Source organism: Enterobacter sp. CPE_E863 (genome assembly GCF_046521465.1).
Taxonomy (GTDB): Bacteria; Pseudomonadota; Gammaproteobacteria; order Enterobacterales; family Enterobacteriaceae; genus Enterobacter; species Enterobacter adelaidei.
Window position 1 is genome coordinate 40,703 of the sequence record NZ_JBKFZX010000005.1, and the last position, 26,756, is coordinate 67,458.

General features: G+C 52.5%; 22 protein-coding genes and 5 pseudogenes. 18 read left to right on the plus strand and 9 right to left on the minus strand.

Annotated elements, in window-relative coordinates; translation table 11 throughout:
* The first annotated feature begins 3 nt into the window (after positions 1 to 3).
* Positions 4 to 780: a site-specific integrase gene (locus ACLHV8_RS26485; RefSeq protein WP_015572054.1), complete on the plus strand. Its 777-nt coding sequence runs from the start codon at positions 4 to 6 to the stop codon at positions 778 to 780.
* A gap of 201 nt (positions 781 to 981) precedes the next feature.
* A pseudogene (locus ACLHV8_RS26490) lies at positions 982 to 1,239 on the plus strand (site-specific integrase); the annotation flags it as partial.
* A gap of 243 nt (positions 1,240 to 1,482) precedes the next feature.
* On the opposite strand, the gene ACLHV8_RS26495 reads toward ACLHV8_RS26490, so the two are convergent.
* Entirely contained in the window at positions 1,483 to 2,493 is a 1,011-nt protein-coding gene (locus tag ACLHV8_RS26495; protein ID WP_015572055.1) for a RepB family plasmid replication initiator protein, read from the minus strand.
* A 740-nt stretch (positions 2,494 to 3,233) separates the two neighbouring features.
* On the opposite strand from ACLHV8_RS26495, the pseudogene sopA reads away from it, so the two are divergent.
* A pseudogene (sopA, locus tag ACLHV8_RS26500) lies at positions 3,234 to 4,401 on the plus strand (plasmid-partitioning protein SopA).
* Positions 4,401 to 5,366: a ParB/RepB/Spo0J family plasmid partition protein gene (locus ACLHV8_RS26505; protein WP_410392157.1), complete on the plus strand. Its 966-nt coding sequence runs from the start codon at positions 4,401 to 4,403 to the stop codon at positions 5,364 to 5,366. Before sopA ends, ACLHV8_RS26505 begins: the two are co-directional and overlap by 1 nt.
* A 726-nt stretch (positions 5,367 to 6,092) precedes the next feature.
* On the opposite strand, the gene ACLHV8_RS26510 is transcribed toward ACLHV8_RS26505, so the two are convergent.
* On the minus strand, positions 6,093 to 7,073 hold the full coding sequence (locus ACLHV8_RS26510) for an IS5-like element IS5 family transposase (RefSeq protein ID WP_032636617.1): 981 nt from the start codon (positions 7,071 to 7,073) through the stop codon (positions 6,093 to 6,095).
* Between the two features lie 34 nt (positions 7,074 to 7,107).
* On the opposite strand from ACLHV8_RS26510, the gene ACLHV8_RS26515 reads away from it, so the two are divergent.
* The 7 genes from ACLHV8_RS26515 to ACLHV8_RS26545 all read left to right on the plus strand — a co-directional run bounded on the left by ACLHV8_RS26515 (position 7,108) and on the right by ACLHV8_RS26545 (position 11,063).
* Positions 7,108 to 7,629, plus strand: a complete 522-nt coding sequence (locus ACLHV8_RS26515; RefSeq protein WP_410392158.1) for a hypothetical protein — start codon at positions 7,108 to 7,110, stop codon at positions 7,627 to 7,629.
* Positions 7,619 to 8,365, plus strand: coding sequence for a hypothetical protein (locus ACLHV8_RS26520; protein WP_208595317.1), 747 nt, complete (start codon positions 7,619 to 7,621; stop codon positions 8,363 to 8,365). The genes ACLHV8_RS26515 and ACLHV8_RS26520 overlap by 11 nt, the downstream gene beginning before the upstream one ends.
* Before the next feature lie 5 nt (positions 8,366 to 8,370).
* Positions 8,371 to 9,015: a hypothetical protein gene (locus ACLHV8_RS26525; protein ID WP_247171603.1), complete on the plus strand. Its 645-nt coding sequence runs from the start codon at positions 8,371 to 8,373 to the stop codon at positions 9,013 to 9,015.
* Positions 8,978 to 9,526 (plus strand): hypothetical protein, encoded by a 549-nt coding sequence (locus ACLHV8_RS26530; RefSeq protein WP_244250187.1) that lies wholly within the window; start codon positions 8,978 to 8,980, stop codon positions 9,524 to 9,526. Before ACLHV8_RS26525 ends, ACLHV8_RS26530 begins: the two co-directional genes overlap by 38 nt.
* Positions 9,527 to 9,554: 28 nt before the next feature.
* Complete coding sequence (locus ACLHV8_RS26535; protein WP_032638136.1) at positions 9,555 to 10,337, plus strand: DsbA family protein; 783 nt, start codon at positions 9,555 to 9,557, stop codon at positions 10,335 to 10,337.
* 136 nt (positions 10,338 to 10,473) lie between these two features.
* A complete protein-coding gene (locus tag ACLHV8_RS26540) occupies positions 10,474 to 10,701 on the plus strand; it encodes a type II toxin-antitoxin system Phd/YefM family antitoxin (RefSeq protein ID WP_021314796.1) in 228 nt (75 codons plus the stop codon).
* Between the two features lie 26 nt (positions 10,702 to 10,727).
* Positions 10,728 to 11,063 carry a hypothetical protein gene (locus ACLHV8_RS26545; protein WP_021314797.1) on the plus strand — a complete coding sequence of 112 codons (336 nt, stop codon included), beginning with the start codon at positions 10,728 to 10,730 and terminating at the stop codon, positions 11,061 to 11,063.
* 102 nt (positions 11,064 to 11,165) lie between these two features.
* Here ACLHV8_RS26545 and ACLHV8_RS26550 read toward each other — a convergent pair whose 3' ends face one another.
* From ACLHV8_RS26550 to ACLHV8_RS26570, 5 genes are all read right to left on the minus strand, one after another.
* Positions 11,166 to 11,399 (minus strand): hypothetical protein, encoded by a 234-nt coding sequence (locus ACLHV8_RS26550; RefSeq protein ID WP_021314798.1) that lies wholly within the window; start codon positions 11,397 to 11,399, stop codon positions 11,166 to 11,168.
* 249 nt (positions 11,400 to 11,648) lie between these two features.
* Positions 11,649 to 11,771 carry a hypothetical protein gene (locus tag ACLHV8_RS26555; protein WP_021314799.1) on the minus strand — a complete coding sequence of 41 codons (123 nt, stop codon included), beginning with the start codon at positions 11,769 to 11,771 and terminating at the stop codon, positions 11,649 to 11,651.
* A 59-nt stretch (positions 11,772 to 11,830) separates the two neighbouring features.
* Positions 11,831 to 12,598: a membrane protein gene (locus tag ACLHV8_RS26560; RefSeq protein WP_032638139.1), complete on the minus strand. Its 768-nt coding sequence runs from the start codon at positions 12,596 to 12,598 to the stop codon at positions 11,831 to 11,833.
* A gap of 852 nt (positions 12,599 to 13,450) precedes the next feature.
* The gene (locus ACLHV8_RS26565) at positions 13,451 to 15,070 is read right to left on the minus strand and encodes a phosphoethanolamine--lipid A transferase MCR-10.1 (RefSeq protein ID WP_023332837.1); all 1,620 of its coding nucleotides are present in this window, start codon (positions 15,068 to 15,070) and stop codon (positions 13,451 to 13,453) included.
* 367 nt (positions 15,071 to 15,437) lie between these two features.
* Positions 15,438 to 16,433, minus strand: a complete 996-nt coding sequence (locus tag ACLHV8_RS26570; protein WP_032676104.1) for a tyrosine-type recombinase/integrase — start codon at positions 16,431 to 16,433, stop codon at positions 15,438 to 15,440.
* A gap of 282 nt (positions 16,434 to 16,715) precedes the next feature.
* Here ACLHV8_RS26570 and ACLHV8_RS26575 point away from each other — a divergent pair.
* Positions 16,716 to 17,402 (plus strand): annotated as a pseudogene (locus ACLHV8_RS26575) (IS5-like element ISKpn26 family transposase); the annotation flags it as partial.
* A gap of 43 nt (positions 17,403 to 17,445) precedes the next feature.
* Here ACLHV8_RS26575 and ACLHV8_RS26580 read toward each other — a convergent pair.
* Positions 17,446 to 17,901, minus strand: a pseudogene (locus ACLHV8_RS26580) (IS5 family transposase); the annotation flags it as partial.
* A gap of 42 nt (positions 17,902 to 17,943) precedes the next feature.
* On the minus strand, positions 17,944 to 18,633 hold the full coding sequence (locus tag ACLHV8_RS26585) for a VIT family protein (RefSeq protein ID WP_065945184.1): 690 nt from the start codon (positions 18,631 to 18,633) through the stop codon (positions 17,944 to 17,946).
* A gap of 273 nt (positions 18,634 to 18,906) precedes the next feature.
* On the opposite strand from ACLHV8_RS26585, the pseudogene ACLHV8_RS26590 reads away from it, so the two are divergent.
* From ACLHV8_RS26590 to bcsB, 6 genes and pseudogenes are all read left to right on the plus strand, one after another.
* Positions 18,907 to 19,605: pseudogene (locus ACLHV8_RS26590) on the plus strand (IS1 family transposase).
* 345 nt (positions 19,606 to 19,950) lie between these two features.
* Positions 19,951 to 20,622, plus strand: coding sequence for an IS5 family transposase (locus ACLHV8_RS26595; RefSeq protein ID WP_069602396.1), 672 nt, complete (start codon positions 19,951 to 19,953; stop codon positions 20,620 to 20,622).
* Positions 20,623 to 20,945: 323 nt separating this feature from the next.
* Positions 20,946 to 21,533, plus strand: a complete 588-nt coding sequence (bcsO, locus tag ACLHV8_RS26600) for a cellulose biosynthesis protein BcsO (RefSeq protein WP_047028230.1) — start codon at positions 20,946 to 20,948, stop codon at positions 21,531 to 21,533.
* Entirely contained in the window at positions 21,524 to 22,327 is an 804-nt protein-coding gene (gene bcsQ, locus ACLHV8_RS26605; protein WP_025760128.1) for a cellulose biosynthesis protein BcsQ, read from the plus strand. The genes bcsO and bcsQ overlap by 10 nt, the downstream gene beginning before the upstream one ends.
* Positions 22,328 to 22,344: 17 nt before the next feature.
* A complete protein-coding gene (gene bcsA / locus ACLHV8_RS26610) occupies positions 22,345 to 24,459 on the plus strand; it encodes a UDP-forming cellulose synthase catalytic subunit (RefSeq protein WP_025760129.1) in 2,115 nt (704 codons plus the stop codon).
* Positions 24,456 to 26,750, plus strand: coding sequence for a cellulose biosynthesis cyclic di-GMP-binding regulatory protein BcsB (gene bcsB / locus ACLHV8_RS26615; protein ID WP_069602393.1), 2,295 nt, complete (start codon positions 24,456 to 24,458; stop codon positions 26,748 to 26,750). Before bcsA ends, bcsB begins: the two co-directional genes overlap by 4 nt.
* The last annotated feature ends 6 nt before the right edge of the window (positions 26,751 to 26,756 follow it).

The window sequence follows — 26,756 nt, forward strand, 5'->3', positions numbered from 1 at the left end:
AACATGATGCCAGCACTGCCAGGCCATAGCGGGGCTTTTTCCTCTGCTCAGCTGCCGGTGGCCATCGATTACCCGGCCGCGCTGGCACTGCGCCAGATGGCGCTCGTTCAGGACGAACTGCCGAAATACCTGCTGGCGCCGGAAGTGAGCGCCCTGCTCCACTACGTGCCCGATCTTCACCGTAAGATGCTGCTGACCACCCTGTGGAACACCGGCGCCCGTATTAACGAAGCACTGGCCCTGACCCGGAGTGATTTTTCCCTGGCCCCGCCCTACCCGTTCGTGCAACTGGCAACCCTCAAACAGCGGGTGGAGAAAGCGGCCCGAACGGCCGGCCGTGCTCCGGCCGGCAGCCAGCCTCATCGTAACGTTCCGCTTTCCGATCCGCAGTATGCCCGCCAGCTGGAAATGATGGTGGCCACCCTGAAAATACCGCTGGAACGCCGGAATAAGCGCACCGGCAGAACGGAAAAGGTGCGCATCTGGGAGATCACCGACCGTACCGTTCGCACCTGGCTGGGCGAAGCTGTTGAAGCGGCAGCCGCCGACGGGGTGACGTTCTCCGTGCCGGTGACGCCACACACGTTCCGCCACTCCTACGCCATGCACATGCTGTATGCCGGAATTCCGCTGAAGGTGCTGCAGAGCCTGATGGGGCACAAGTCGATCAGCTCGACGGAAGTCTATACAAAGGTATTTGCGCTCGATGTTGCTGCAAGGCATCGTGTGCAATTTTCAATGGCAGAGGCTGATGCTGTTGCCATGCTGAAAAAAAGATAACTAAATTTGTCAAAATTTACAGACAGTTGTAATGACATCCACTTATTCGATAATAAATTAATCTTGCGTTACGTGAAAACTGACAGGGGTCCAGGCTGTACCAGGCCGGAATTCACGTAACGCACTTTACGTCTTCTTCATTACTTACCTTTTCGTTCCGATCCTGTTCATCCCTGCATTGCCCCCTTTTCTTCATAACGCATTTCACTGTTGCCGAAAGCCCATGGGGTCGACTTTGCGACCGCGGCCGCACTCAGAAGGATGGCCACTTTAACCGGCGCCACCCTGGCGTACCTACTCGTCCCCGAAGTGAGAGCCCTACTCTTCTATATGCCGGATCTTCACCATTAAATGCTGTTCTCTACTTTCTGGAACACGGGAGTGCGGATCAGTGAATCCCGGACGCTGCCCCCGGAATCCTTTGATCTCGGTGGGTTAAGACCCTTTGTGAAAGTACTGGGCTAAGGGCATCCGCCCTGACGAACAATATTGACTAAGTGATGAAAGTAAACATATCGCAGTGAAGATGTTGAGCAGACTGCCCGCTCTTCCACACACCGCAGTCAATATCAATACTCCGGTAGGCCTATCCGCATATCGCAGTCAAGGCAAGCAAAACCTAAACGGAATGATGAATCAGTATAAATTGACTGTGGTATGCGCTCTGCATACCACAGTCAACAAACTCTAAAACGGCATTCCTCAGTCATTTCCCGGTTTCACGCTGGCGAGCGCTTTTGCTAGTTTCTGAGGATCAATACCTGCAGCCTTCAGGGCTTTAATAACTTCGTCATAGTTCTGCTCAGGTACTTCCTCTTCCGGCTCACGGGGAACAACGACCTTGCTACTGATGAGTTTCGGATTACGGTAATGCACGCTGAAGTAGGTGGCCCGGCCGCGTTTGAATTCGGTGTAATCCAGATAGCCGATATCCTTCAGCTGCGCCATGGCTTTGCGCACCGTGTGGTTCTGCGTGTAGAGGTTAGACGTCAGGTTGAGTCTGTCTCGCATACGCTTCATGGAGATGGGGGCCGGATTCTGTGGCAGACTTTCAATGTAGGTATAGAGTGCCTGTGCGGACTCCTTGCGCTGCAGGGCATCAATGGCTTTCAGACGCAACAGGACCCGCCTGTCCATCTGATAAAGCTCAAAGAGCTTGGGCTCTGCCCTGATCTCCACGACATCGGCAGTGATGTCGTAATAGGCAGACTGAACCAGGTGCGTAGTCCACCCTTTCGTTTCACTCTGAAACTTGAGGGTTACGGATGCCAGCTTGAACAGGGAGTTGCTTATCCTGTCACGCATTTTCTTGTTAGAGCGCCGGGAGTCAAAGCCACACATTTTAACAAACTCAACAAAAGACAGCTTGAGCGTGTCATCCTTAACGCCAAAATCATACATTGAACGGATGATTCCAAGCCAGACTTTGAAGTCCGTATCCATATCGAGGCGCGATCCGGTGATCCTGACATCGGTATACCCTTCACTCCGGGCAATGGACAGCTGTACGAGCTCCTCAGTCGCATCCGTGACGTTTTTGCGGTTCGTCTTACTCCTAGAGGTCGATTTGAGGGTAGGAACGAACAGACCAAGCCTCATGAGCGCAACAGGCTGAACAGTACTGGCGCTGTTGACATCCAGCTTAACAACTTCACCCGTTGTCTTATTGACCTCCTGAAGATTCAGGGGTAACTCATTATTTTCCATAGCCATTTTATTAACCCGCGGTTATCCACAAACGAAAGTATATACGCATATCACAGTCAACGGAAATACATACCCCAGTTAATACAATTGCATACCGCAATAGTTGATCTCGCACACAACAGTCAACATACCACACACCACAGTTAATGAAGATAGTCTCCAGGCTCAGGCGTAGCGGGGCGCTAAACGATCCGGGGATCTCTTTTTGATCTCAACATGATCTCCTTAAGGATCAATTACTGGATCGAAATATGGAATAACAGCCAGCATCCAATACATATGGACCACTGACATGACACAATGTGAATCTTGGTACAACAACCCAGTAATACAACACCAGGAAAGGCAATAGTCTTGACTGTGATATGCAGAAAAATGCATGTCATTACTCTTCCCTATTCCTATTCAGCTTCATACCGCAGTCAATAATCTGCATACTATAGTCAATTCCTTACCATTCAGTTCCTTCCAGTGGAGCTTCGTTAGCTTCAGAGCGTCAGCCACACCTTGTTAGTACGGAGTAATTCCGCTTCCTCGACGCATGCGCCTACGCGCGCATACTTTCTGCGGCGAGCGGATGATATTGACTGAAGCATGCGGCAGCCTTTCAGGCGGATGCTGAACTGAACAAGACTATATTTTGATCGGCTTTGCAATATTTAAGACGGTTTGCAACTTTAATGTTGCTTTGCGCCTTTTACCAAGATTTAATAGATTAATGCAAAGATAATAATAAGGAACAAAGAATGGGACTGATGGAAACGCTTGACCAGTGCATTACGGCCGGTCATGAAATGACGAAAGCTATCGCGATTGCACAGTTTAACGATGATAGCCCGGAAGCCAGGAAAATTACCCGTCGCTGGCGTGTGGGTGAGGCCGCCGATCTGATTGGCGTTTCTTCTCAGGCAATCCGTGATGCAGAAAAAGCAGGACGCCTTCCCCATCCTGATATGGAAATGCGTGGACGTGTAGAGCAGCGGGTGGGCTACACCATTGAACAAATCAACCATATGCGGGATGTATTTGGCACCCGTCTGCGCCGTCCTGATGACAGCGTTCCGCCCGTCATCGCGGTGGCAGCACATAAAGGGGGTGTCTATAAGACATCTGTATCTGTACATTTGGCACAGGACCTGGCGCTGAAAGGGCTGCGAGTACTGCTTGTCGAAGGGAACGATCCTCAAGGCACAGCCTCCATGTACCACGGCTGGGTCCCTGATTTGCATATCCATGCCGAAGACACACTGCTGCCTTTTTATCTTGGTGAGCGCGATGATGCAGCCTATGCCGTCAAAGCCACCTGCTGGCCGGGTCTCGACATCATACCTTCATGCCTGGCTCTGCACCGCATTGAGACAGAACTAATGGGAAGGTTTGACAACGGGAAACTGCCGACAGAACCTCATATGATGCTTCGCCTGGCCATCGAAACAGTGGCCCATGATTATGATGTCATTGTTATCGACAGTGCACCGAACCTCGGTATTGGTACCATCAATGTCGTCTGTGCTGCAGATGTACTCATCGTGCCAACGCCAGCAGAGTTATTTGATTACACCTCTGCCCTTCAGTTTTTTGACATGCTGCGCGACCTGTTAAAAAACGTGGACCTGCAGGGTTTTGAACCTGACGTTAGAATTCTTCTGACCAAGTACAGCAATAACAATGGCTCACAGTCACCCTGGATGGAAGAACAGATCCGCGATGCCTGGGGAAAGCATGGTACTGAAAAACGTTGTTCGCGAGACCGACGAAGTCGGTAAAGGTCAGATCCGTATGAGAACGGTGTTTGAGCAGGCTATCGATCAGCGCTCATCTACAGGAGCCTGGCGAAATGCGCTGTCTATCTGGGAGCCTGTCTGTAATGAAATTTTTGATCGCCTGATTAAACCTCGCTGGGAGATCAGATAATGAAACGTGCACCAGTCATTCCAAAACATACCGTAAAAGATATCCGCCCCGAAACTGAACCTTCAGCGGCACCCGCTGCACCGATGGTTGATTCATTAATTGCACGGGTTGGAGCCATGGCCCGCGGGAATACCATTCTGCTTCCGGTTTGTGGCCGGGAAGTGAAATTTATTCTGGAAGCGATCCCGGGCGAGAGTGTTGAGACGGCATCAAGAGTCTGGTCAGGTAATGAACGTGACCAGGAACTACTGACCGAAGACGCGCTTGATGATCTGATTCCCTCTTTTATGCTGAGTGGTCAACAGACGCCTGCGTTCGGACGAAGGGTAGAAGGTGTCATTGAAATTGCTGATGGTAGTCGCCGTCATAAAGCCGCCATACTGACATCATCAGATTATCGTGTTCTCGTCGGGGATCTCGATGACGAACAGATGATGGCTTTATCACGGCTGGGTAATGATTATCGTCCTGTCAGCGCTTATGAACGGGGCAACCGTTATGCACAGCGGTTGGAAAATGATTTTAACGGCAATATCTCTGCTCTGGCTGAAGCTGAGAATATTTCCCGTAAAATCATCACGCGTTGCATCAACACGGCCCATTTGCCAAAATCAGTGGTTGCCCTGTTTACTCATCCTGGTGAACTTTCCGCCCGCTCTGGGGAGACGCTGTACAAAGCATTTTCGGGAAAAGAAGCTTTATTGTTGCAACGGACACAACAGCTTCATGAGCAAAAGAAAGCGGGAGTTATCTTTGAATCCGAGGAAGTTATTGGTTTACTGACGGATGTTCTGAAAGAGCCATCAGGTAAAAAAGTAAACCTTAATACCCGTCATCAATTTGTACCTGGTGCGACAGCCCTATACAAAGGCGATAAGGTGATTTTTAATCTCGATAAATCTCGTTTGCCTGCCGAGTGTATCGAGAAGATAGAAAGCATACTGCGCGACTTACAAAAAGTTTAGCCTGTTTAATGATACACGCGAGAGTCTTCATTAATTTCCAATATCCTTAATGCGTTACATGCTGCTTCGGAATATATACATCCGAAGCAGTTATTTTCTGCACTATAGCCCAGTGTTGTTAAAAAGATCTGTTTACTTCTCCCAACCTGATTGTTACCACAATCTAAAGATCCAGTTTTTTCTAGTTTTCCTTAACTAGTTCCGCAGTTCACCCCTCAACCTGCATATCAGAACTCAGACGGTAACCCATCCCGGAATACTGATTTCATACACCAGATTAACTGGGACCACGGTCCCACTTCCTACTTGCGTGTCAGAACTCACCCGTCAAGCCCGCTTGGAATATCGATTCCACACGCCGGATTTAACTGGGACCACGGTCCCACCTCCTACTTGCGTGTCAGAACTCATCCTTCAACCCCGCCTGGAATATCGATTCCACACGCCGGATTTAACTGGGACCACGGTCCCACCTCCTACTTGCGTGTCAGAACTCATCCTTCAACCCCGCCTGGAATATCGATTCCACACGCCGGATTTAACTGGGACCATGGTCCCACTCTATTCAGCTGTTTCTATGGAAGGTGCGAATAAGCAGGTCATTTCTTCCCAAGCTGACTCGCTGATTAAAATTTCGCGGATCTGGGCCGATTTTTTTCCCGCAAACACATCGAATCAGCCTATTTAGGCTATTTTTTCCACCATTTCTGGCGTTATTTCAGGTTTTTACTGAGATCTCTCCCTCTGACGTATCATTTGGTCCACTCGAAACAGGTTGGCCAGGGTGAATAACATCGCCAGTTGGTTATCGTTTTTCAGCAGCCCCTTGTATCTGGCTTTCACGAAGCCGAACTGCCGCTTGATGATGCGAAACGGGTGCTCCACCCTGGCACGGATGCTGGCTTTCATGTATTCGATGTTGATGGCCGTTTTGTTCTTGCGCGGATGCTGCTTCAAGGTTTTTACCCTGCCGGGACGCTCGGCGATCAGCCAGTCCACATCCACCTCGGCCAGCTCCTCGCGCTGTGGCGCTCCTTGGTAGCCGGCATCGGCTGAGACAAATTGCTCCTCTCCATGAAGCAGATTACCCAGCTGATTGAGGTCATGCTCGTTGGCCGCGGTGGTGACTAGGCTGTGGGTCAGGCCACTCTTGGCATCGACACCAATGTGGGCCTTCATGCCAAAGTGCCACTGATTGCCTTTCTTGGTCTGATGCATCTCCGGATCGCGTTGCTGCTCTTTGTTCTTGGTAGAGCTGGGTGCCTCAATGATGGTGGCATCCACCAAAGTGCCTTGGGTCATCATGACGCCTGCTTCGGCCAGCCAGCGATTGATGGTCTTGAACAATTGACGGGCCAGTTGATGCTGCTCGAGCAGGTGGCGGAAATTCATGATGGTGGTGCGATCCGGCAGGGCGCTATCCAGGGATAATCGGGCAAACAGGCGCATGGAGGCGATTTCGTACAGAGCATCTTCCATCGCGCCATCGCTCAGGTTGTACCAATGCTGCATGCAGTGAATGCGTAGCATGGTTTCCAGCGGATAAGGTCGCCGGCCATTACCAGCCTTGGGGTAAAACGGCTCGATGACTTCCACCATGTTTTGCCATGGCAGAATCTGCTCCATGCGGGACAAGAAAATCTCTTTTCTGGTCTGACGGCGCTTACTGCTGAATTCACTGTCGGCGAAGGTAAGTTGATGACTCATGATGAACCCTGTTCCATGGCTCCAGATGACAAACATGATCTCATATCAGGGACTTGTTCGCACCTTCCCTAAGGAAGCCGAAATGCGTGACGACGAGCGTAATAACAGCCTGCTCAGGAGCATGCGGATACACATTGCTGAATGGGAGGCAGGACGCGCCACTCCGGAAGGAAGCCGGTTCATGTTTATCTGGCTTGTCATGTACCTTGGGACCGCGTGGCCGGTTCTCGCGTACTGCCAACTACTATGGGCGCTGGGTTTCCTGGTTATCTGGTTCTTTTCGAGTCAGTGGATATGCAGGCGAATTGTCCCTCGCTACAACGAAAGCTGGGCGGAGGTATTCGACAGGAAGCTTTCTGCTTATGAACCCCTGAACCTTTCTGCCTGGGAGCACCTGAAGCGTCAGACCGAAACGGAAGGCCTCACGGTAAGCAACGTCAGAAACTGGTATCAGCTGGAAGTGATGAGCGTCTGGCCAGAAAAGAAACCAGGCCTGAAGTTCCTCAGGAAGAAAAACTGCGCCGATAGCAAAAAGGACGAAGTGAATGAAGCATAAAACAGCAATCACACTCTCTCTGGCCCTGTTGTTCAGTACACCTCATCTTGCTGCCGCCGGGATGGTCAGCGCGCTGGACTCTTTATTTGGGCCTGCGACCGGACGCGGTGAAGAAAGCTTCCAGGTGGCAAAGAAAAAGGCCCTCGCTGATAAAGACCCCTGGCATGCCTGGCTGGAATTGTCTGCCAGTGACCCAGGCGATATCTCCAGCGATATTCGTGAACAATACAGCGAACTGGCAGCTTCACTGGTTCTGAGTGCAGCCCGGAAAAATAATCCGGATGCACTGGTCCTGGTGTTCAGCCGGGATGACGCGCCGGGGTTTGTTGGCAGCCGACCCGAGCTCTATGAGCCACTCCTGATGCTCGCAGAAAAAGCAGCAGGAAACCGGAAGGACAAAGAGCTGTTAATGACAGCCGGGGACATACTGCAAAAAGGACAGTGGACAATCAAAGACAGCCAGCGCGCAGCGGGTTACTACTCACGGGCCTGGCTGGCAGGAGAGAACAGCGCACCTGCAAAGATTTACTCCATCTACCAGGAGCTGCAGGACCCTGGCAGCGCTTATCTCTGGCAACTTCGCTGCATCGGCAACTGCCGTATCTGGCAGGATGAAAGCCACTCTCCGGTGACCCAACTCCTGAACCCCCGCCAGATTCAGTGGATTCAGAAACAGGCACGGGATAAGACCGTCATAACCGTTAACGGGCTGGCAGCCCTTAAGGAGCTGCAATGAACATAATGTCCAGACGCCTTATGGCAGCAGGCCTGACCGCAGGACTACTGCTCAGCACCTTAACTGCGCATGCCGGTAAAAGCCCGGGTTCTGGCTCAAGGTCTTTCAGCTCGTCCTCAACCAAAGGCTCTGCTGTACGAAGTTCCCCGCGACCGTCGACGTCAGGACCGGTCACGTATAAAAGCGCTGTACCCGTGACGCCGGTCAACCGCTTCAACTCGCGGACACCTGAAAAAACCGGCAGATACCGTTCTGTTTTGTCTCAATCGCAAACCCTTCCTTCAGAAAAGCTGCAGACAGTTATTCGGGAGAAAGAACGAAGCGGACCGGGCTGGATGGGAACCGCGCTGCTGGTCTGGTTATTGAGTCAGCACGACCTTTCCTCCTCTGATAAGGAGTGGGTAAATCAACAAATTGCGCAGGCGAAAAAAGAGAACCAGCAGATTCCGCCACCGCCTCCAGAACTGTCAGATGTGGCATTCAACTGGAGCTATCCATCTGCGTTTAAACCAGGGGAAAAAGCGCTGATCGCCGTTAGTGCAACACAGGGCATTGCCGGTAAATCAGTCCCTGTTACCTGTGTAATGAAAGGCTCTTACGGCGTTAAGGACGGTGAAATCAAAGGACGGCGTGGTCTGGCAGACCGGTGATGAACCGCCTTCAGCATGGCTGCTTAAGGTAAGCGGTGGGACAAAACAGGATGTGTCGCCGGGTATTGTCTCCACGCTGACGGACGAACAGAACGTACAGCAGCTGCGCGAGCAAATGCTGGCAGACCAGGTTCGCAATGAAGAAGCCGGACGGAGCAGGCAGCCGGAGTCGTTGCTGGCGGAAGTTCCACAGGAAGAGGTGATCAGACTGAAACCGGAAGACATTAACCCGCGTAAACCGGAACCACTCAACCCGGATGCGGATGTGATCGCCAGGGTCAGAGGTGAGGAAAACACCGATGGACAGGAAATAAAAGCCGCTGCAGGCGTCAGAAGCGAGCTGGAAGGTGCTGACAAGACCGCTGGTGAACAGTCGCGGGCATCGCGTGTGATTGCAGATCTGGCAAACGTAGAGCGCGACATGCTCAGGGCGGCAGAAAATACTGAACGCGGCCGCACGCTGGAGCGTGAAGAACAAACCCTCACCCGAACCATTCAGAAAGAACGTTAATCCCCCTTTTAACCATGAGAATCAGACAATGAAAGCAAAAAAATTAGCCGCATTAATAGTTACAACATACATTAGCTTTATTTCAACGGCACACGCTTCAGCACCTCAGCCGGTATTCAGCCCGGAGCAGGAAGCTCGTATCGGCGAAATCGCTGCCGACTATCTGGTATCTCACCCGGAGATTCTGGTGACCGTCAGTAATAAGCTGCAGGAACAGCAGGAAACACGTAAGCAGAAGATGTTTGCACTCAACGTCATGGAGAATCAGGCGAACCTTCTGCATGATCCGGACACCCCGGCTTACGGGCCTGATACTGCAAAGGTCGCGGTGATTGAATTCTTTGATTACCAGTGCGTGTTCTGCAGCCGCTTCGCGCCGGAACTGGAGAAGGTCATGAAAGCGCAGCCGGACGTCCGCTACCTCTTTAAGGAGTGGCCAATATTTGGTGGTCGCTGGGAAGCTTCACTTCAGGCTGCACAGCAGGGGCTGACGGTCTGGCAACAGAAAGGGCCGCAGGCCTATGTCACCTATCACAATGCCATCTACGCCACCGGCCATAATGAAGGCAAGCTGACGGCAGAGGATATACTCGCGGCAGCGTCAAAGGCAGGGCTGGCCGCCTCTGTGCCGGGCGACCATACCGCGTCCCTTGAGAAAAACAGTAACCTGGCAGAGGAACTGGGGCTCACCGGAACGCCGGGGATCGTCGTCATGCCCGTTAGCGGGGCGACTCCCGACACCATCACGGTTTTCCCGGAAGCCGTAACCGCTGACAGACTACAGGCCGCGATAAGAAAAGCCTCCCGGTGACAATGACCCTCACTCGTATTTTCAGCGGAATGGCTTCGTGATGCCGTGTTGAGCGCAGTCAAATCATAAGGGTCAAATTGCAGTTGGACTAAATTTAGGCTATATTAAGTCCTGATTTAACGACAAGGCTCCCACAATGAAAGTTGAAACAATCTCTTTCGTCAAAAAAAATGCAGCATCCCTGGACCTCTCGGAACCGATTCTGGTTACCCAGAATGGTGTACCAGCTTACGTTATTGAGTCCTATGACCAGCAACAGGAGCGGGAAAATGCCATAGCACTTCTTAAACTGCTGACGCTATCTGAACAGGACAGAGCGGAAGGAAAAGTGCTTACCAGAGGTCAGTTGCTTGAGGGATTGTAAGGACGCTTTCCGCTTAAGGTGAAAAAATGGAAAAAAAAGTCGTTAAAATTGAATACACGGAAACAGTGAAAATTTGCCTGTCAGAGATCGCATCTCACCTTACACAGTCAGACGTTGACCCTGCTCCCGTCCTGGCCGAAATACTGGATCAGTATGAGCAGCGCGTGAGTCTCTACCCCTATGGCTGTCAGAGTTGTCCGGAACTGCTTAAAATGGGTGTCTCAAAATATCGTGAATGTAATACGGCAAACGGATACCGCGTCATTTACTCTGCAGAAGATTCTGTCGTCACGACACACGCGATACTTGCGCACAAACAGGATATTAAGCAACTCTTGTTCAGACGCCTTATCAAGGCCTGATAAATAATCAGCATCCCGTATGCAGTCTCTTATTCAAAGTGATGGCCGGCGGATTTGCCAGCAGGCTGACACTGCTTGCCTGGCCGGCCGCAGGGCCTTTCATTATGAGAGTACGAATCGGAGAACCAGCGTAGCCAGATACAGCTGACACAGGAGCTGGAACATTCTCCATCCCCATATGACATATCGCCATTTGCGTTTCTCCCTGGCATCGGCTTCTGCAATAGCCGTGTTGGCGCTGTTTTTTTTCCACCACTCTCTGTACATGCTGCAGAACAACCAGAGCCACAGAGCAAGCAATAATGTCATAATCATTTTTTCAAACACAATGTCCATAACGTTGTGTCCTGTAATTGCATAGCGTCTCCTTTCTCGGCATTCACAGGAAAGACTAGCATAAAGCATTCAGATAACCGGGGCGAAAGGAAAAGGGACGTGGGAAAGGACGGGATACTGCGTGGTGGCTAAACGAGTGCTGACGTATACACGCCGGACGGGTTCAGGAACCACTCAGGATAAGCACTGACGAGGCATGGCCAAACCAGCTTCTGAAAAAGGGCTCCGGACAAACAGAGCTTTCCGGCACTATCTGCGTGACAACAGTAAAACCAGTTCCTGCAAATAATACGCTGCATCGCGGCAGATATCGGGATGCAGCAGGAATGTCAGCACAATCAGGATAATCTCCAGGATCATCATCTTTTTCATTTGTCTTTCAGCAGTCCGGGATCACGGAGACCGGTATGATCTGCCAGGTCCGGCAGACGCTATTTTTCCGACATTTGCATTTTATCGCGGAAAGTCAGATAGCCTACCAGACTGAGAATGGCTAGCAAAAACAGAATACTTGTACCCGTCGCGCCCAGACCAATCCCCCCGTTCCCGGGAGGCTGCGACAGCAAATCACCGCAGGAAGCCCCGAAGGGGCGCGTCAGAATATAGGCAATCCAGAAACAGAGCACGTTGTTTGCCCTGAACAGATAAAAAGCCGCCGCCGTCAGCCCAATCAGAGCGCCGAACAGTGCTGCGGCATTCAGATAGCCAAGATCCATGCCTTCCGCCAGCCAGTCACCCGCGGCGGTACCCAGAGAAAAGGTAAAAAGTATGGCCACCCAGTAGAACATCTCGCGTTTACGGGTGGTGATACTATGAATTGACAGGGTTTTCTCTTCGTTATGCCAGAGTACGAAAGTCAGGATCAGCAGCGAACCAAACACCCCACTGGATAAAGAAAGAGGTACGCTGAAATGGTCTGTCAGGTTGTCCGTCAGCAGCGTGCCGAACACACTGATGAGCAGTACCGTCAGCCAGTAAAGCGCCGGCACATAGCGCGTCGCGCGCATCTGGAATACAAGGACAACCACAAATAAAAAACAGGTCAGCAGGGTGGTGTAAGTCAAGCCCCAGCCGAGATCCATGTTTAAATAATCGGCGAAGGTTTCACCTACGGTGGTGGACATCATTTTGATGAGCCAGAAGAAAAAGGTGACTTCCGGCACCTTACTGAGCCCTGTGGTTCTGGAGTGAGTCATCATTTTGCAGCCCTGTTCAGCAGTGTGATGAGTTCACTCTACGGACGCCAGATTAGCTCTACCTTAGGAAAGCAGCTTATCTTCTTGGATATGACGATCTCCTGACACAGGCCTGACGTGTAGCCAGCCAGGGATGACCGCATCGCTCAGGGTTCACAGCAGCAGGAGAAGGATTACGGACCGGTAAGAGGAGGCTCAGGGAGATGGCCACTCAGGATAATAACGGAGTGAACGGGTGCCCGGATTTATCTGTTCCAGAGCAGATCCAGTATTGCGAGACCTTCGCCCTCATGAAAAAGTGACAGGACAGCCTTCACTATCATGACGGTAATAATTAATACCAGCAACGGATTCATGTGCATATGGTCACCTGCCAGCGGTCCCTGAGCTGACACAATGTATCAGAAAAGAGATCCCCCGATCGGCCAGTAAGCACAACGGGATAATCAGAGTCACATTTTGTCTTCATCGTAAATGCGATGACACCCGTCCGTACTGAACCCGGCAGGTTTATGATGGACGGCTCCATCCGTCAGGATAATGCAGACGGCAGGCATCCGGTATGACGCCAGGTACAGAGATACTACGGGCCCGCGCGCTGGCCGAGAGGCAACCGGTCATTCTGCCGCCCGAAGGTACCAGAAACGGGGATCCGTTTTGTAAGGTTTATCCACAGGAACCGGGGATAAGGGTGTGGGTAAGCGCGGCGATGTATGTCAGACAGGTCGACTCAGGTAAAAAAATGCCTGCTTCGGGAGCAGGCAAACAGGCGCTGACGGCATGCACGCCGTCAGCAAAATTTTATAATTTCCGGCAGCAGGCTGTTTGTTTCCGGAAATCGACCGAGTATGTAGGCTATCCACGACATTCGCGGAACAGGTCGCTTTCCGGAAGATAGGCCCCGGTGGTGATGTCCCAGAGCCCCAGTACGGACGCGAAAAGGTTATCGTGGGAATATGTCCTGTTAACGGCATTATGCTGCAGACACGCGGCGTTAATATTTTTAGCAGCAATGAAGCCTGGCGACATCCAGAGCTGCATCGGGATGTGCGTCTGCTGATCCGGTGCCAGTTTGTAGGGGGTACCGTGCAGATACAGTCCGCTCTCTCCCAGAGATTCGCCGTGATCGGACACATACAGCAGTACGGTGTTGTACTGTTCGCTGTATTGCTTAAGCTTTTCAATCATCTGCGCTAACACATAGTCGGTGTGGCGAATGGTATTGTCGTAGGTATTAACCAGCTGTTCCTGCGTGCAGTTTTCGATATCGCTGCGCGCACATTCCGGCATGAAGTGACGATGCTCTGCCGGATAACGCTGGTAATAGGTCGGTCCATGGCTGCCAATCATATGGAAGGCGATCAGCTTGTCTCCGGCCATTTTGCCGATTTCGGTATCCAGGTTTTCCAGCATAACATCGTCATAGCAGGTTTTACCGTCACACAGTTTTTTACTGATACCGGGATTAATTTCGACAGTCGGGATACGGCTGCATACGCCTTTACACCCGCCATCGTTTTCTTTCCACAACAGCGAAACCCCCGTTTTCTGCACGATGTCGAGGACATTTTCACTGCCGGCAGCCTTTTTACCATCGTAATCCGTCCGGTTCATATCCGAGAACATACAGGGCACCGAGACTGCGGTCGCCGTGCCACAGGAACGCATATTCCTGAACGAAATAACGCCATCGATTTTGCTGGTAAAGGCATTTGTGTCACGCGGGTAGCCGTTCATGGAGAAATTCTGGCTCCGTGCCGTTTCGCCAATTACCAGGAACATCAGCGTGGGTTTACCATTCCGGGTAACGCGCCTTGCATCATCCCCCAGCGTCCGGAAAGGCATTTTCGTCGTAAAATAGGTATCCTTCACGTAATGGAAAGTGCTGTACGCATAGTTTGCCGGGATAATTTCTTTGTTCAGCGTCGGGTTATTGCGCCCGACAGAAGCATAATCCTGGTAATACAGAGCGGCAACACCTGCAATCAGGATCAGCGAAGCGAGCATGGAAAGCAGCCGGTGGGCAACCCCTTTGTACCATTTGTCTGCATATTCAATTTTAATCAAAAACAACAGGATAGCCGGAAGAATGCCCATGAAGACCAGCCACAGCACCAGTGAGCCATTCAGGTAGGCATGCGCTTCCTGTGGGTTTGTTTCCAGTATATTTTCGATCATGGACTGATCAAACATCACTTTATATTTCAGTGTGGCGTAACTCACCACCGAACCGGTGACCAGCAACAGGGCAAAGAAGGGTTTGAGCAGGTAGCGAACCGAGAAGGGCATAAACACAAAGTTAAGCGCTGCAACCAGCACAAACGGAATGGAGATGACGAACCCCGCCCTCACATGTTCAAGACGGCTCAGGATATCGTAGAAATGCAGCAACACCGGCCAGTTAAGTAAGAATGCAAAAACGAGTGCCAGAAGTAAAACCAAGGGGATTACCCTCATCCTGAAAAGTACGGGCATTACGATCTCCATCAATAATATGTCCCCGCCCGGGGTCACAGGTTGCACCAGAAAAAGGGCAACAGGTTATCAGACCCGGCGGTTCCTAAGCGAAACTATTTTTTAATGACTAGTACCCAATCAGTGAGTTATCTCTGGTATCCGGCCTGAGTCGCCGGTAGCGGTATTGGGATACAAAGCGGAGCAGCCAGCTGGCCGTTTACCGAAGGGAAAAGATGAAGACGTCCTTCAGACTGCGCAACAGGGGAAGCAGCGTAGTCCGGAGTTCCGCCTCCTCTGTTCAGACAGTACCGGATATGACAGCAGCACGGCTGCCACCGGCATTACTGTTACGGGTTTCTTGTTAAGTTATTAACTTAATATGATATTAAATGTCAGTCAGATTCAGGCGATCGCGGGCCGTGCGCAGGCGCGCTTCGCCGCGGCGATCGTACTGCTGGGTGGTGGTGACGCTGGCATGCCCCATCGCGTCCTTTACCGTGATGAGATCCTCGCCATTATCGAGCATGGCGGTGGCAAAAGTTCGCCTTAAATCGTGCGGGGCACATTTTGTAACCCCCGCCTGGCGCTGGCGGACCTGCAGGACGTGATACACCGCCTGGTCGGTCAGCCGGTCGTTCGTCAGGGTGTCAAAGCGGCGGATACGGGTGAACAACGGCCCGTCTTTTTCTCCCCGCACGTCATCGATCCACGTCCTTAGCCGCTGCCAGGTGCCCGCCGGCATATAGGCCAACCGCTCCTTGTTTCCCTTACCCAGCACCCGGAGCGCCCGCTCATCTGTGACAACGTCACGCAAATCCAGCCCTACCGCCTCTGACCGGCGCAGGCCGCAGCCGAGAATGACGGCCAGCATTGCCGCATCGCGTACCCCGATGCTGGAGTCATCGGCCTCGCAGGCACCAAACAGCGCCCGTATCTCCTCCGGCGGCAGGGCCCGGCCGCGCGGCAGGCGGCTGCCCCTAAGGTTACGCACCGCCCGGATGTGCTGGAAGCTCTCGACGTCCATGAGTTTCAGCATCCAGGCTTCCTTCGCCACCCCCTTGAGTGCCGAAAGATAGGTGTTGACGGTCGCCGTGGCCCGGCCGGTGTCGCGCAGGAGCTCGGTCACGGCCATAACGTGATGACGGCGCAGGCTGCCCCAGCTGCAGGACTCCAGGGACGCGGCGCCGAGCATGCCGGCAACAATACCGAGGAACGAGGCCATGGTCTGCCGGCTGCGGGGGGAATTGAGGGAAAGCAGGTAGGCCCGGGCGGGACCGACCGGGCTTTCAGTACCAACCAGCGCCGGCAGGAAATCCACATCAAGCGGAATGACCGCCGGTGGCGGGAGCTGCTCGGGTTCATCGTCAGGCATCAGTGTCATCCGGGGCTCCGTCCGGGCCGGAAAGCGTCCGGCGCGCTGCGTGAAAAATCGGGGAAAAGTATACGCCAGAGCGTACCGCATAGAGTCTACTTTCTCAAACGTACATTTTAATAAGCAGAAAAAACTGAAACCATTCTTCGGTCATTGCAGCTCGAACAGCTGTTGACGGTCAGATTCGGGTAGGTGCCTGTACGCTGTAACGCTGCTAATTTAGGGAAGGTGCGAACAAGTTCCTGATATGAGATCATCATATTCATCCGGAGCGCATCCCAGAGGGACATCATGAGCCATCAACTCACCTTCGCCGATAGTGAATTCAGCACTAAGCGCCGTCAGACCCGAAAAGAGATTTTCCTCTCCCGCATGGAGCAGATTCTGCCATGGCAGAATATGACCGCTGTCATCGAGCCGTTTTATCCCAAGGCGGGCAATGGCCGACGGCCCTATCCGCTGGAGACCATGCTGCGTATTCACTGCATGCAGCATTGGTACAACCTGAGCGACGGTGCCATGGAAGATGCCCTGTACGAAATCGCCTCCATGCGCCTGTTTGCCCGATTATCCCTGGATAGCACCCTGCCGGATCGCACCACCATCATGAATTTCCGCCACCTGCTCGAGCAGCATCAACTGGCCCGTCAATTGTTCAAGACCATCAATCGCTGGCTGGCCGAAGCAGGCGTCATGATGACCCAAGGCACTTTGGTGGATGCCACCATCATTGAGGCACCCAGCTCTACCAAGAACAAAGAGCAGCAACGCGATCCGGAGATGCATCAGACCAAGAAAGGCAATCAGTGGCACTTTGGCATGAAGGCCCACATTGGTGTCGATGCCAAGAGTGGCCTGACCCACAGCCTAGTCACCACCGCGGCCAACGAGCATGACCTCAATCAGCTGGGTAATCTGCTTCATGGAGAGGAGCAATTTGTCTCAGCCGATGCCGGCTACCAAGGAGCGCCACAGCGCGGCTTTGTTGAATAAATAAGATTTCGTGCGAACGACCCTGTAGCTGGCTGGATTTCCATTCGCCTTCACCAAAGACCTTCAGCCCGGTGGAATCAATCACCAGGTGTGCGATTTCACCCCGGGTGGACGTTTTGAAACTGACATTAACCGACTTTGCCCGCTTACTGACACTGGTGTAATCCGGGCAGCGCAACGGAACGTTCATCAGGGCAAAAATGGAATCAATAAAACCCTGCGCAGCCCGCAGGGTCAGCCGGAATACGCGTTTAATCACCAGAACGGTGGTGATGGCGAGATCAGAATAGCGCTGGGGCCTTCCTCGTGATGAAGGCGTTGCCGACTCATACCAGGCCTGAATCGCCTCATCATCCAGCCAGAAAGTGAGGGAGCCACGGTTGATGAGAGCTTTGTTGTAGGTGGACCAGTTGGTGATTCTGAACTTTTGCTTTGCCACGGAATGGTCTGTGTTGTCGGGAGGATGCGTGATCTGATCCTTCAACTCAGCAAAAGTTCGATTTATTCAACAAAGCCCTTCATAACATTAAAGCAGGGCCTGCCCTGCAAAATGACCAATCCCCAAAGACAAAAGCATAGCCATGGTACTCCAGAACGTAATTCTTATGATCGCCCTGACAGGAGAGGCTTTACTCAAAACCGAAGATATATAGCCAAGGACCGCCAGTGAAAAAAGGGTGGAAAGGATTATCAACAAAAAAGCCAGTTTCAGAGGGGAGAGCCATGCCACGATTAAGGGTAACACCGCACCAGCGGAAAAACTCAGGGCAGAAAAGACAGCTGCCTGTAGGGGCTGTGCAGAATTTATATCCGTCAACCCCAGTTCTTCACGGGCATGAGCATCCAGGGCATCTTTGACCATAAGTTGCTCTGCAACCTGCCGGGCAAGCTCTGGCTCCAGTCCACGTTGCATATAAAGTGAAGTCAGTTCCCGCACCTCTCCCTGATAATCAGTTTCCAGCTCCCTTTTTTCCTGGGCAAGTGCTGCGTTTTCGGTATCCGCCTGAGATGAGACGGAAACATATTCCCCTGTAGCCATTGACATAGCTCCGGCAACCAGTCCTGCAACACCTGCAAGTAAAACACCGGAAGGACTGCTATTTGCAGATGCAACCCCAAGAACAAGGCTCGCTGTCGAAACAATTCCGTCATTTGCCCCCAGTACAGCTGCCCTCAGCCATCCCACTTTTTCGATACTATGTCGTTCAAGATGCATATATTTTTTCCTTCAAATACGCATACTCATCGGAATTACGGATAAATAGAAAATGCATTGACGGATAAATGCGCGGTTATAGTCTGTTTTAGCCAACCATTACAGGGCATCTTATCCATCATAAACCTACAGCACTATTCGGTAACGGGATTTTTCCTTTGGCTACGAACGGTGAGGAAGATATGCAGCAACCCCATCGCACCATGTGCCCAGAAATAGGTAATGGTGCCAACTTACTGATTTAGTGTACGATGGTGTTTTTGAGGTGCTCCCGTGGCTTCCATCTCCATCAGTTGTCCCTCCTGCTCAGCTACTGAAGGCGTGGTGCGTAACGGTAAAAGTACTGCCGGACATCAGCGCTATCTCTGCTCTCACTGCCGTAAAACATGGCAGCTACAGTTCACTTACACCGCCTCTCAGCCCGGTACACACCAGAAAATCATTGATATGGCCATGAATGGTGTTGGATGCCGGGCAACCGCCCGCATTATGGGCGTTGGCCTCAACACGATTTTACGTCACTTAAAAACTCAGGCCGCAGTCGGTAACCTCGCGCATACAGCCGGGCAGTGATGTGATTGTCTGCGCTGAAATGGACGAACAGTGGGGCTACGTCGGTGCTAAATCACGTCAGCGCTGGCTGTTTTACGCGTATGACAGGATACGGAGGACGGTTGTGGCGCGCACGTCTTCGGTGAACGCACTCTGGCCACACTGGAGCGTCTTCTGAGCCTGCTGTCGGCCTTTGAGGTCGTGGTATGGATGACGGATGGCTGGCCGCTGTATGAATCCCGCCTGAAGGGAAAGCTGCACGTAATCAGCAAGCGTTACACTCAGCGAATTGAGCGGCATAACCTGAATCTGAGACAACATCTGGCAAGGCTGGGACGGAAGTCACTGTCGTTCTCAAAATCGGTGGAGCTGCATGACAAGGTCATCGGGCATTATCTGAACATAAAACACTATCAGTAAGTTGGAGTCATTACCCCGGTTCTAAATGAAATAAATATTTCTATATATTTCAGTAGGTAACCAATAATTAAATCGCTCACTATTCATACTGGTGTAAAACCCTGCATGCCGTGTATTATTTGGTTTTTTGTGTTAGTTATCCACATTAAGTTGATTCTTAGGTTGATGTTCAACGTAATGAGTTGCTATTAACTACTTTAATGATTTTTAGGGAAAAAAAAGATAGCATGTGTACAGGTGAAATTTATATATTTGCTAGAAATAAACAGCGTGTTAGGGAAGGTGCGAACAAGTCCCTGATATGAGATCATGTTTGTCATCTGGAGCCATGGAACAGGGTTCATCATGAGTCATCAACTTACCTTCGCCGACAGTGAATTCAGCAGTAAGCGCCGTCAGACCAGAAAAGAGATTTTCTTGTCCCGCATGGAGCAGATTCTGCCATGGCAAAACATGGTGGAAGTCATCGAGCCGTTTTACCCCAAGGCTGGTAATGGCCGGCGACCTTATCCGCTGGAAACCATGCTACGCATTCACTGCATGCAGCATTGGTACAACCTGAGCGATGGCGCGATGGAAGATGCTCTGTACGAAATCGCCTCCATGCGTCTGTTTGCCCGGTTATCCCTGGATAGCGCCTTGCCGGACCGCACCACCATCATGAATTTCCGCCACCTGCTGGAGCAGCATCAACTGGCCCGCCAATTGTTCAAGACCATCAATCGCTGGCTGGCCGAAGCAGGCGTCATGATGACTCAAGGCACCTTGGTCGATGCCACCATCATTGAGGCACCCAGCTCGACCAAGAACAAAACGGCCATCAACATCGAATACATGAAAGCCAGCATCCGGGCCAAGGTGGAGCACCCATTTCGCATCATCAAGCGACAGTTCGGCTTCGTGAAAGCCAGATACAAGGGGTTGCTGAAAAACGATAACCAACTGGCGATGTTATTCACGCTGGCCAACCTGTTTCGGGCGGACCAAATGATACGTCAGTGGGAGAGATCTCACTAAAAACTGGGGATAACGCCTTAAATGGCGAAGAAACGGTCTAAATAGGCTGATTCAAGGCATTTACGGGAGAAAAAATCGGCTCAAACATGAAGAAATGAAATGACTGAGTCAGCCGAGAAGAATTTCCCCGCTTATTCGCACCTTCCTTAGCACTGGTGTAATTTAATCACGCGATAATAAGGCGAATTGTTAATAGCCAAAGCATCTACGTACCCACACAACAGGCGAGCAGCCTAATTATAAAACGAATCTACCAATAACTGATCGCTCAGGTTATGTAGGTGGTGGGTATATAGTTTATTTTGTAAATCATGAGTATAGCTATGAACCATTATGATGATTTGCAGAGGTTTAAGGATAAGACCCGCAACCAAAAATACGAATTCAAGGATCTGTCGGCGCAGAACCTCTCTCCTGACCATGGAAGTTGGGCGATCATGAATCAGCTAGCTCCTGCAACAGAGGAGTCTAAACTGGCGATGGGTGGTCACGTTTCGCTGCCGCAACCGCAGGCTGTCGCCCCGGATGTCTTCGCGAGCGACGAACGTCATGAGCGCGTCGAAAGTATCGATACTATCGACAGTATTGAAAGCGCCGAAACCAGCACCGAAACCAGCACCGAAAGCGTTCTTCCTCCTGTCGACACAGACTTACCGGCGGTGACCGCCCCGTCTATTTTCCGTGAAGTTGCCGGACAACTTGCATCGCAATCGGCGGCACCCGTTGCGCCTTCTGCCCAACCGGCGGCTAACCCGGTTGTACCAACGACCACCACCGCACCTGCTCCGTCTGCGACAGCGCCTGCTGATTATTCCCGGCTGTTTGCAACGAAAGCGCCAGAAGCAAAACCCACCGTAGAAAAAAACCAACCTTTACAATCTTTGCTAGAAAGGATCGCTTCATGCCGTTGATTTGTGTTTGTTCACCGAAGGGTGGTGTTGGGAAAACGACGCTCACGGCTAATCTGGCTTACGCCCTTGCGCGTTCTGGCAGTAAGGTCCTGGCGCTGGATTTTGACGTGCAGAACGCACTGCGTCTGCACTTTGGCGTGCCGCTGTCTGACGAGCGCGGTTATGTCGCCAAATCAGCCGAGTCCTCGGACTGGAGTCAGTTCGTATTGACCGCAGGCGGGAATATCTTTGTGTTGCCTTATGGCGAAGCCAGCGAAGATCAACGCCTGGTATTTGAAGAACGTCTGACGAATGACGAACATTTTCTGATTCGTGGCCTCAACACGTTGCTGAATTATCCGGGCCTGATCATTGTGGCCGATTTTCCTCCCGGTCCCTCTGCTGCATTGAAAGCCATGTCGCGCCTGGCCGATCTGCATCTGGTCATCATGCAGGCAGATACCGCCTCTCTTTCCCTGTTGCCTCACGTTGAAAATCACCGTCTGACCGGGGATGTCCTCAATCGAAAAGCGGGCCATTACTTCGTGCTCAACCAGAGCGACAACCGTCGTCAGGTCAGCCGGGATGTCACCGCATTTATGGAACAGAAATTAGGTAATCAACTTTTAGGCGTTATTCATCGTGATGAAAGCGTCATAGAAGCGAATGCCTCGCAGCAGTCGGTTTTCGACTTTAGTCCTGCATCCGCCGCTGCATTCGATATCGAACTCATTGCAAAAAGAGTCGCCGGAATCTTAGGCGTAAAAATCGGAGACGGCACGGTTCACAGTAAACCGAAAATGTCTGGCTTCTAATTCGCGCAGGGCAACCTATGAAAAAGTTCCTTTATGTTTTGCTGGTACTGGCAATGCTACCTGTTGCGCTGCTGGTCATCATTACGCCTATGGACAGCCAGAAACAGTATATTTTTGGTCTGCTCAGTATCGGTGTGCTGTTTTTAATGGGGTTTAGCAAAAAACGCAGTGTGTCTGTCATTATGGTGGTCATGTCGATTTTATTATCGACGCGCTATATGTATTTCCGCCTGACGCAAACCCTGCATTTTAATTCCGAAATTGAAACCATTCTTGGGATGGGGCTGTTTCTGGCGGAGGTCTACGTCTGGGTCATGTTGCTGCTGAGCTATCTGCAGACGGTCTGGCCGTTAAAACGCGAAATTGTGCCGCTGCCGGATGATATGACCCAGTGGCCGACGGTGGATGTCTATATTCCTACCTATAACGAACCACTGGATGTGGTGCGTGATACGGTGCTGGCGGCGCAATGCATTGATTATCCTAGCGATAAGATGAATATCTACCTGCTGGATGACGGCAAACGCCGCGAGTTTGCTGTTTTTGCCGCAGACGTTGGCGTCGGGTACATCACGCGTAACGACAACAATCACGCCAAAGCCGGTAACCTCAACCACGCCATGAAGCTGACGCAGGGTGAGTTGATTACCGTGTTCGACTGCGACCACGTTGCGACACGCATCTTCCTGCAGGCGACGGTGGGTGGTTTCCTGAAAGATCCGAAACTGGCGCTGGTGCAGACACCGCACTATTTCTACTCGCCGGACCCGTTCGAGCGTAACCTCTCCGTTGGACGTAACATCCCTAACGAAGGGTCGCTGTTCTACGGACCGATTCAGCAGGGCAACGACAACTGGAACGCCACCTTTTTTTGCGGCTCCTGTGCGGTGATTCGCCGTAGCGCGCTGGAAGAGATTGGCGGTTTTGCCGTAGAAACCGTTACCGAAGATGCTCACACCGCACTCAAGTTGCAGCGCCGTGGTTGGGGCTCGGCATTCCTGGATATCCCACTGGCTGCCGGTCTGGCGACTGAACGTCTGGTGCTGCACGTTATCCAGCGTACCCGCTGGGCGCGTGGGATGACGCAGATTTTCCGTCTGGATAACCCGCTGTTTGGTCGCGGCCTGACTATCCAACAGCGCCTGTGCTATCTGAGCGCCATGCTTTACTACCAGTTCGCGCTGCCGCGTATTGCGTTTTTGACCGCGCCGCTGGCCTATCTGTTGTTTAACCTGAACATCATTCACTCCTCAGCGAGCCTGGTTTTCGCCTATGCGCTCCCGCATCTGTTCCTCGCGATTTACGTCAACTCGCGCATGAACGGGCGGCATCGCTATAGCTTCTGGGGGGAGATCTACGACCTGGTGCTGGCCTTCCACATTGCATTGCCGACTGTGGTGACGATGTTTTTCCCGAAACGCGGCAAATTCAACGTGACCGACAAGGGTGCGCTGCTGGACGTGGGGTACTTTGATTTTAGCGTGGTGCGCCCGCATTTGATTATCGCCCTGCTGCTGGCGGCCGGAGTGATTGCCGGTATCGTTCGCGCCTGTGCTCATGACTACTTTGGCGTGGATCCGCGCGTTATCGCCCTAAACGTCGGTTGGGGGTTGTACAGTCTGATCTTTCTGTTGGCCGCGATTGCCGTTGCGCGCGAAACCCGACAGACGCGCAAAACCATTCGTATTGATGCGGAAATCCCGGTACTGCTCCACCATGCCAGCGGCGTGGTGTCGCGCAGCCATACCGCTGACCTGTCGATGGGCGGCTGCCGTATTGTGGCACCGGATGATCGCCATCTCGATGATGAGATTGAAGAGATTGAGCTGCTGCTGCAATCCGGCGCGATCCTCATTCCGGTAAAAACCATCGCCACGGATGAAGAATCGATTCGTCTGATGTTTGAAGACATCCCGCTCGCCCGCCGTCGTGAACTGGTGCGCGTGGTGCTCTCCCGTGCGGATGCATGGATTCACCCACCGAAACCTCAGGACAACCCGTTCCGTTCGTTGGGAACCATTATGCGTTGTGTGTTTGACCTCTTCTGGCTGACCTGGAAAGACCGTCGAGAAAATCGCCGTTTGCGCGCCAGCCAGGACCAGGCCGCTTCCCAGGAGGAGGGCAACGCATGAAACGTCTGACAACACTGGCTGTGCTGGTCGGCGCACTTTTTATGATGCCGCTGCATGCCGAAGACACCTCCATCGAGTCGCTACTGAAATTAAACGAGCCGGCGGAGACGCCACCCGTGCCGCCGCCGGGCGCACCGGTATTTATTCCTTCGGTGGTTAACAGCATCAGTCTCGCGCAGATGGGTTTCCCGGAAGGGATTTCCCTGACGGGTGGTCAGTTCCAGGGGGGCGCCTCCTTTACCCTGCCCGTGGACCAGGTGATTACCACGGCGCGCCTTGAACTGAACCTGAAAGTGTCGCCCGCGATGGTGGCGCGCAATGCCACCATGCAGTTGATGCTAAATGGTCAGCCGCTGGGGACGGTACCGCTGACCGTGACCGACAGCGACACCGCGCGTTATCAGTTGGATATTCCCTCCGCACTGATGGTGTCGAGCAACAACCTGAGCTTTAAAATCAACGATGGCGATGCCATGCAGTGCCAGCGCGACCTGAGCGATAAATATCGCGTCACCATCATGGCGGATTCCCGTTTCGAGCTGGAAGGGCAGCAACTGGACATTGGCGCTGATTTAAGCCACTTCCCGCGCCCGTTCTTTGACAGCATGCAAATGACCCCGGCGGCGATCGCCATGGCTTTCCCGGCGAAGCTCAGTGGCGATACCTTAAGCGCCAGTGCGCTGATCTCATCGTGGATGGGGATCCAGGCAGACTACCGTGGCGTGTCGTTTGCCGCCTATCATGACCGCTTGCCGGAAAAGAACGGCATCCTGATTGGTCATCCGGGCGAGCAAATTGGTGGCCTGACGCTGCCGGCTACCGAGCAGCCGCTACTCAAAGTGGTCGATAACCCGGCAAACCCGGTTTATAAGCTGCTGCTGGTGGTGGGTAAAGATGATGCCAGCCTGCGTGCGGCGGCATGGCGTTTAACCCGTGGCAATTTCGCCATGCAGACGCCGTCGGTGGATGTCACCACCCAAACGATCCCGGCGAGTAAACCTTACGATGCGCCGCGCTGGATCCCTACCGATCGTCCGGTAAAACTGTCAGAACTGATCCGTAAAGATCAGAGCCTGACCACCACGGGGCTGTGGCACGATGCGTTGCGCGTAGCATTCCGTGCGGCACCGGATCTGTTCCTGTGGGATGGCGAAACGATTCCTCTGCACATTGGTTACCGTTTCCCGACGGAAAGCTGGATTGATGAAGACCGTTCGTGGCTCAGCATGACCATGAACGATACTTTCCTGCATAACCTGCCGGTGAATAAGCAGGGGGCGCTGGAAACGTTGTGGCATAAGCTTGGCGGTGATGCGCGCCAGGAGAAGTTTGATATGCCGCTGGAGCCGTACATGATCTATGGCGACAACCAGCTCTCGCTGTACTTCAACATTCAACCCAAGGCGAGCGCCCCGTGTAGCGTGCTGCTGAACAATAACATTAAGAGCCGTATCGAAGACGACTCGTGGATTGATCTCAGCCATACGCGTCACTTCGCGCTGTTGCCGAACCTCTCTTATTTTGTGGGCGCGTCCTTCCCGTTCACCCGGCTTGCGGATTATTCGGAAACGGTGCTGATGCTGCCGGAAAAACCGACTGAAACGCAGATTGCCACGCTTTTAGATATGGCGGCACGTTCCGGTAACGCGACGGGAACGGCGCTGGGCCGCAACCGCGTGTTGCTCGGCGTACCCACTGGCGGGGCGGGTGTTGAACTGCTAAACGACCGCGATGTGCTGGCGGTCACGGGCCTGGATCAGCATGACTTTAACCGCGCGATCCTCAATACCTCGCCGTTTGTGATGCACGACTCGACGTTGGGCGTACGTGAGCCAACGACCTGGGAGCGTATCAAACGCTGGATAGCAGGGGACTGGGCATCAGACGGGCTGGAAGCCGACCGCTACTTCTCCTCCAACGAAGCTTGGCGCGGGTTTGTCAGCTTCCGTTCACCGTGGAATAACGATCGTCTGGTGGTACTGGCTATCGGCAGCAATGACGAGCAGCTCTCACGTCTGCACGGTGACCTCGCCTCAGCGAAAATTAACGCCGGGATCCGTGGCGACGCAGCGGTGATCACCAATGAGAACGGCGTGCGCAGCTTCCGCGTGGGTGAGCAGTTCCCGAGTGGCGAGATGCCAACGCAAATGCGGGTGATTTGGTATGCAAATCAGCACTCGGCGCTGCTGGCGATTTTAGGGCTGCTATTTGGTTGTATCGTTGGCTCGGTGCTCTTTGTCTGGCTGAGAAACCGCGCGAAACGACGTCTGGATTTGGACAACCGCAAATAAGAGGGT

Excerpts from the sequence above, each read along its gene's own strand:
- ACLHV8_RS26550 (WP_021314798.1), bottom strand. The coding sequence starts at position 11,399 with ATGGACATTGTGTTTGAAAAAATGATTATGACATTATTGCTTGCTCTG.
- bcsA (WP_025760129.1), top strand. The coding sequence starts at position 22,345 with ATGAAAAAGTTCCTTTATGTTTTGCTGGTACTGGCAATGCTACCTGTT.
- bcsQ (WP_025760128.1), top strand. The coding sequence starts at position 21,524 with ATGCCGTTGATTTGTGTTTGTTCACCGAAGGGTGGTGTTGGGAAAACG.
- ACLHV8_RS26525 (WP_247171603.1), top strand. The coding sequence starts at position 8,371 with ATGTCCAGACGCCTTATGGCAGCAGGCCTGACCGCAGGACTACTGCTC.
- ACLHV8_RS26565 (WP_023332837.1), bottom strand. The coding sequence starts at position 15,070 with ATGCCCGTACTTTTCAGGATGAGGGTAATCCCCTTGGTTTTACTTCTG.
- ACLHV8_RS26555 (WP_021314799.1), bottom strand. The coding sequence starts at position 11,771 with ATGAAAAAGATGATGATCCTGGAGATTATCCTGATTGTGCTGACATTC.
- ACLHV8_RS26545 (WP_021314797.1), top strand. The coding sequence starts at position 10,728 with ATGGAAAAAAAAGTCGTTAAAATTGAATACACGGAAACAGTGAAAATT.
- ACLHV8_RS26560 (WP_032638139.1), bottom strand. The coding sequence starts at position 12,598 with ATGATGACTCACTCCAGAACCACAGGGCTCAGTAAGGTGCCGGAAGTC.
- ACLHV8_RS26495 (WP_015572055.1), bottom strand. The coding sequence starts at position 2,493 with ATGGCTATGGAAAATAATGAGTTACCCCTGAATCTTCAGGAGGTCAAT.
- ACLHV8_RS26535 (WP_032638136.1), top strand. The coding sequence starts at position 9,555 with ATGAAAGCAAAAAAATTAGCCGCATTAATAGTTACAACATACATTAGC.
- ACLHV8_RS26505 (WP_410392157.1), top strand. The coding sequence starts at position 4,401 with ATGAAACGTGCACCAGTCATTCCAAAACATACCGTAAAAGATATCCGC.
- bcsB (WP_069602393.1), top strand. The coding sequence starts at position 24,456 with ATGAAACGTCTGACAACACTGGCTGTGCTGGTCGGCGCACTTTTTATG.
- bcsO (WP_047028230.1), top strand. The coding sequence starts at position 20,946 with ATGAACCATTATGATGATTTGCAGAGGTTTAAGGATAAGACCCGCAAC.
- ACLHV8_RS26520 (WP_208595317.1), top strand. The coding sequence starts at position 7,619 with ATGAAGCATAAAACAGCAATCACACTCTCTCTGGCCCTGTTGTTCAGT.
- ACLHV8_RS26540 (WP_021314796.1), top strand. The coding sequence starts at position 10,474 with ATGAAAGTTGAAACAATCTCTTTCGTCAAAAAAAATGCAGCATCCCTG.
- ACLHV8_RS26515 (WP_410392158.1), top strand. The coding sequence starts at position 7,108 with ATGATCTCATATCAGGGACTTGTTCGCACCTTCCCTAAGGAAGCCGAA.
- ACLHV8_RS26585 (WP_065945184.1), bottom strand. The coding sequence starts at position 18,633 with ATGCATCTTGAACGACATAGTATCGAAAAAGTGGGATGGCTGAGGGCA.
- ACLHV8_RS26570 (WP_032676104.1), bottom strand. The coding sequence starts at position 16,433 with ATGACACTGATGCCTGACGATGAACCCGAGCAGCTCCCGCCACCGGCG.
- ACLHV8_RS26485 (WP_015572054.1), top strand. The coding sequence starts at position 4 with ATGATGCCAGCACTGCCAGGCCATAGCGGGGCTTTTTCCTCTGCTCAG.
- ACLHV8_RS26510 (WP_032636617.1), bottom strand. The coding sequence starts at position 7,073 with ATGAGTCATCAACTTACCTTCGCCGACAGTGAATTCAGCAGTAAGCGC.
- ACLHV8_RS26595 (WP_069602396.1), top strand. The coding sequence starts at position 19,951 with ATGAGTCATCAACTTACCTTCGCCGACAGTGAATTCAGCAGTAAGCGC.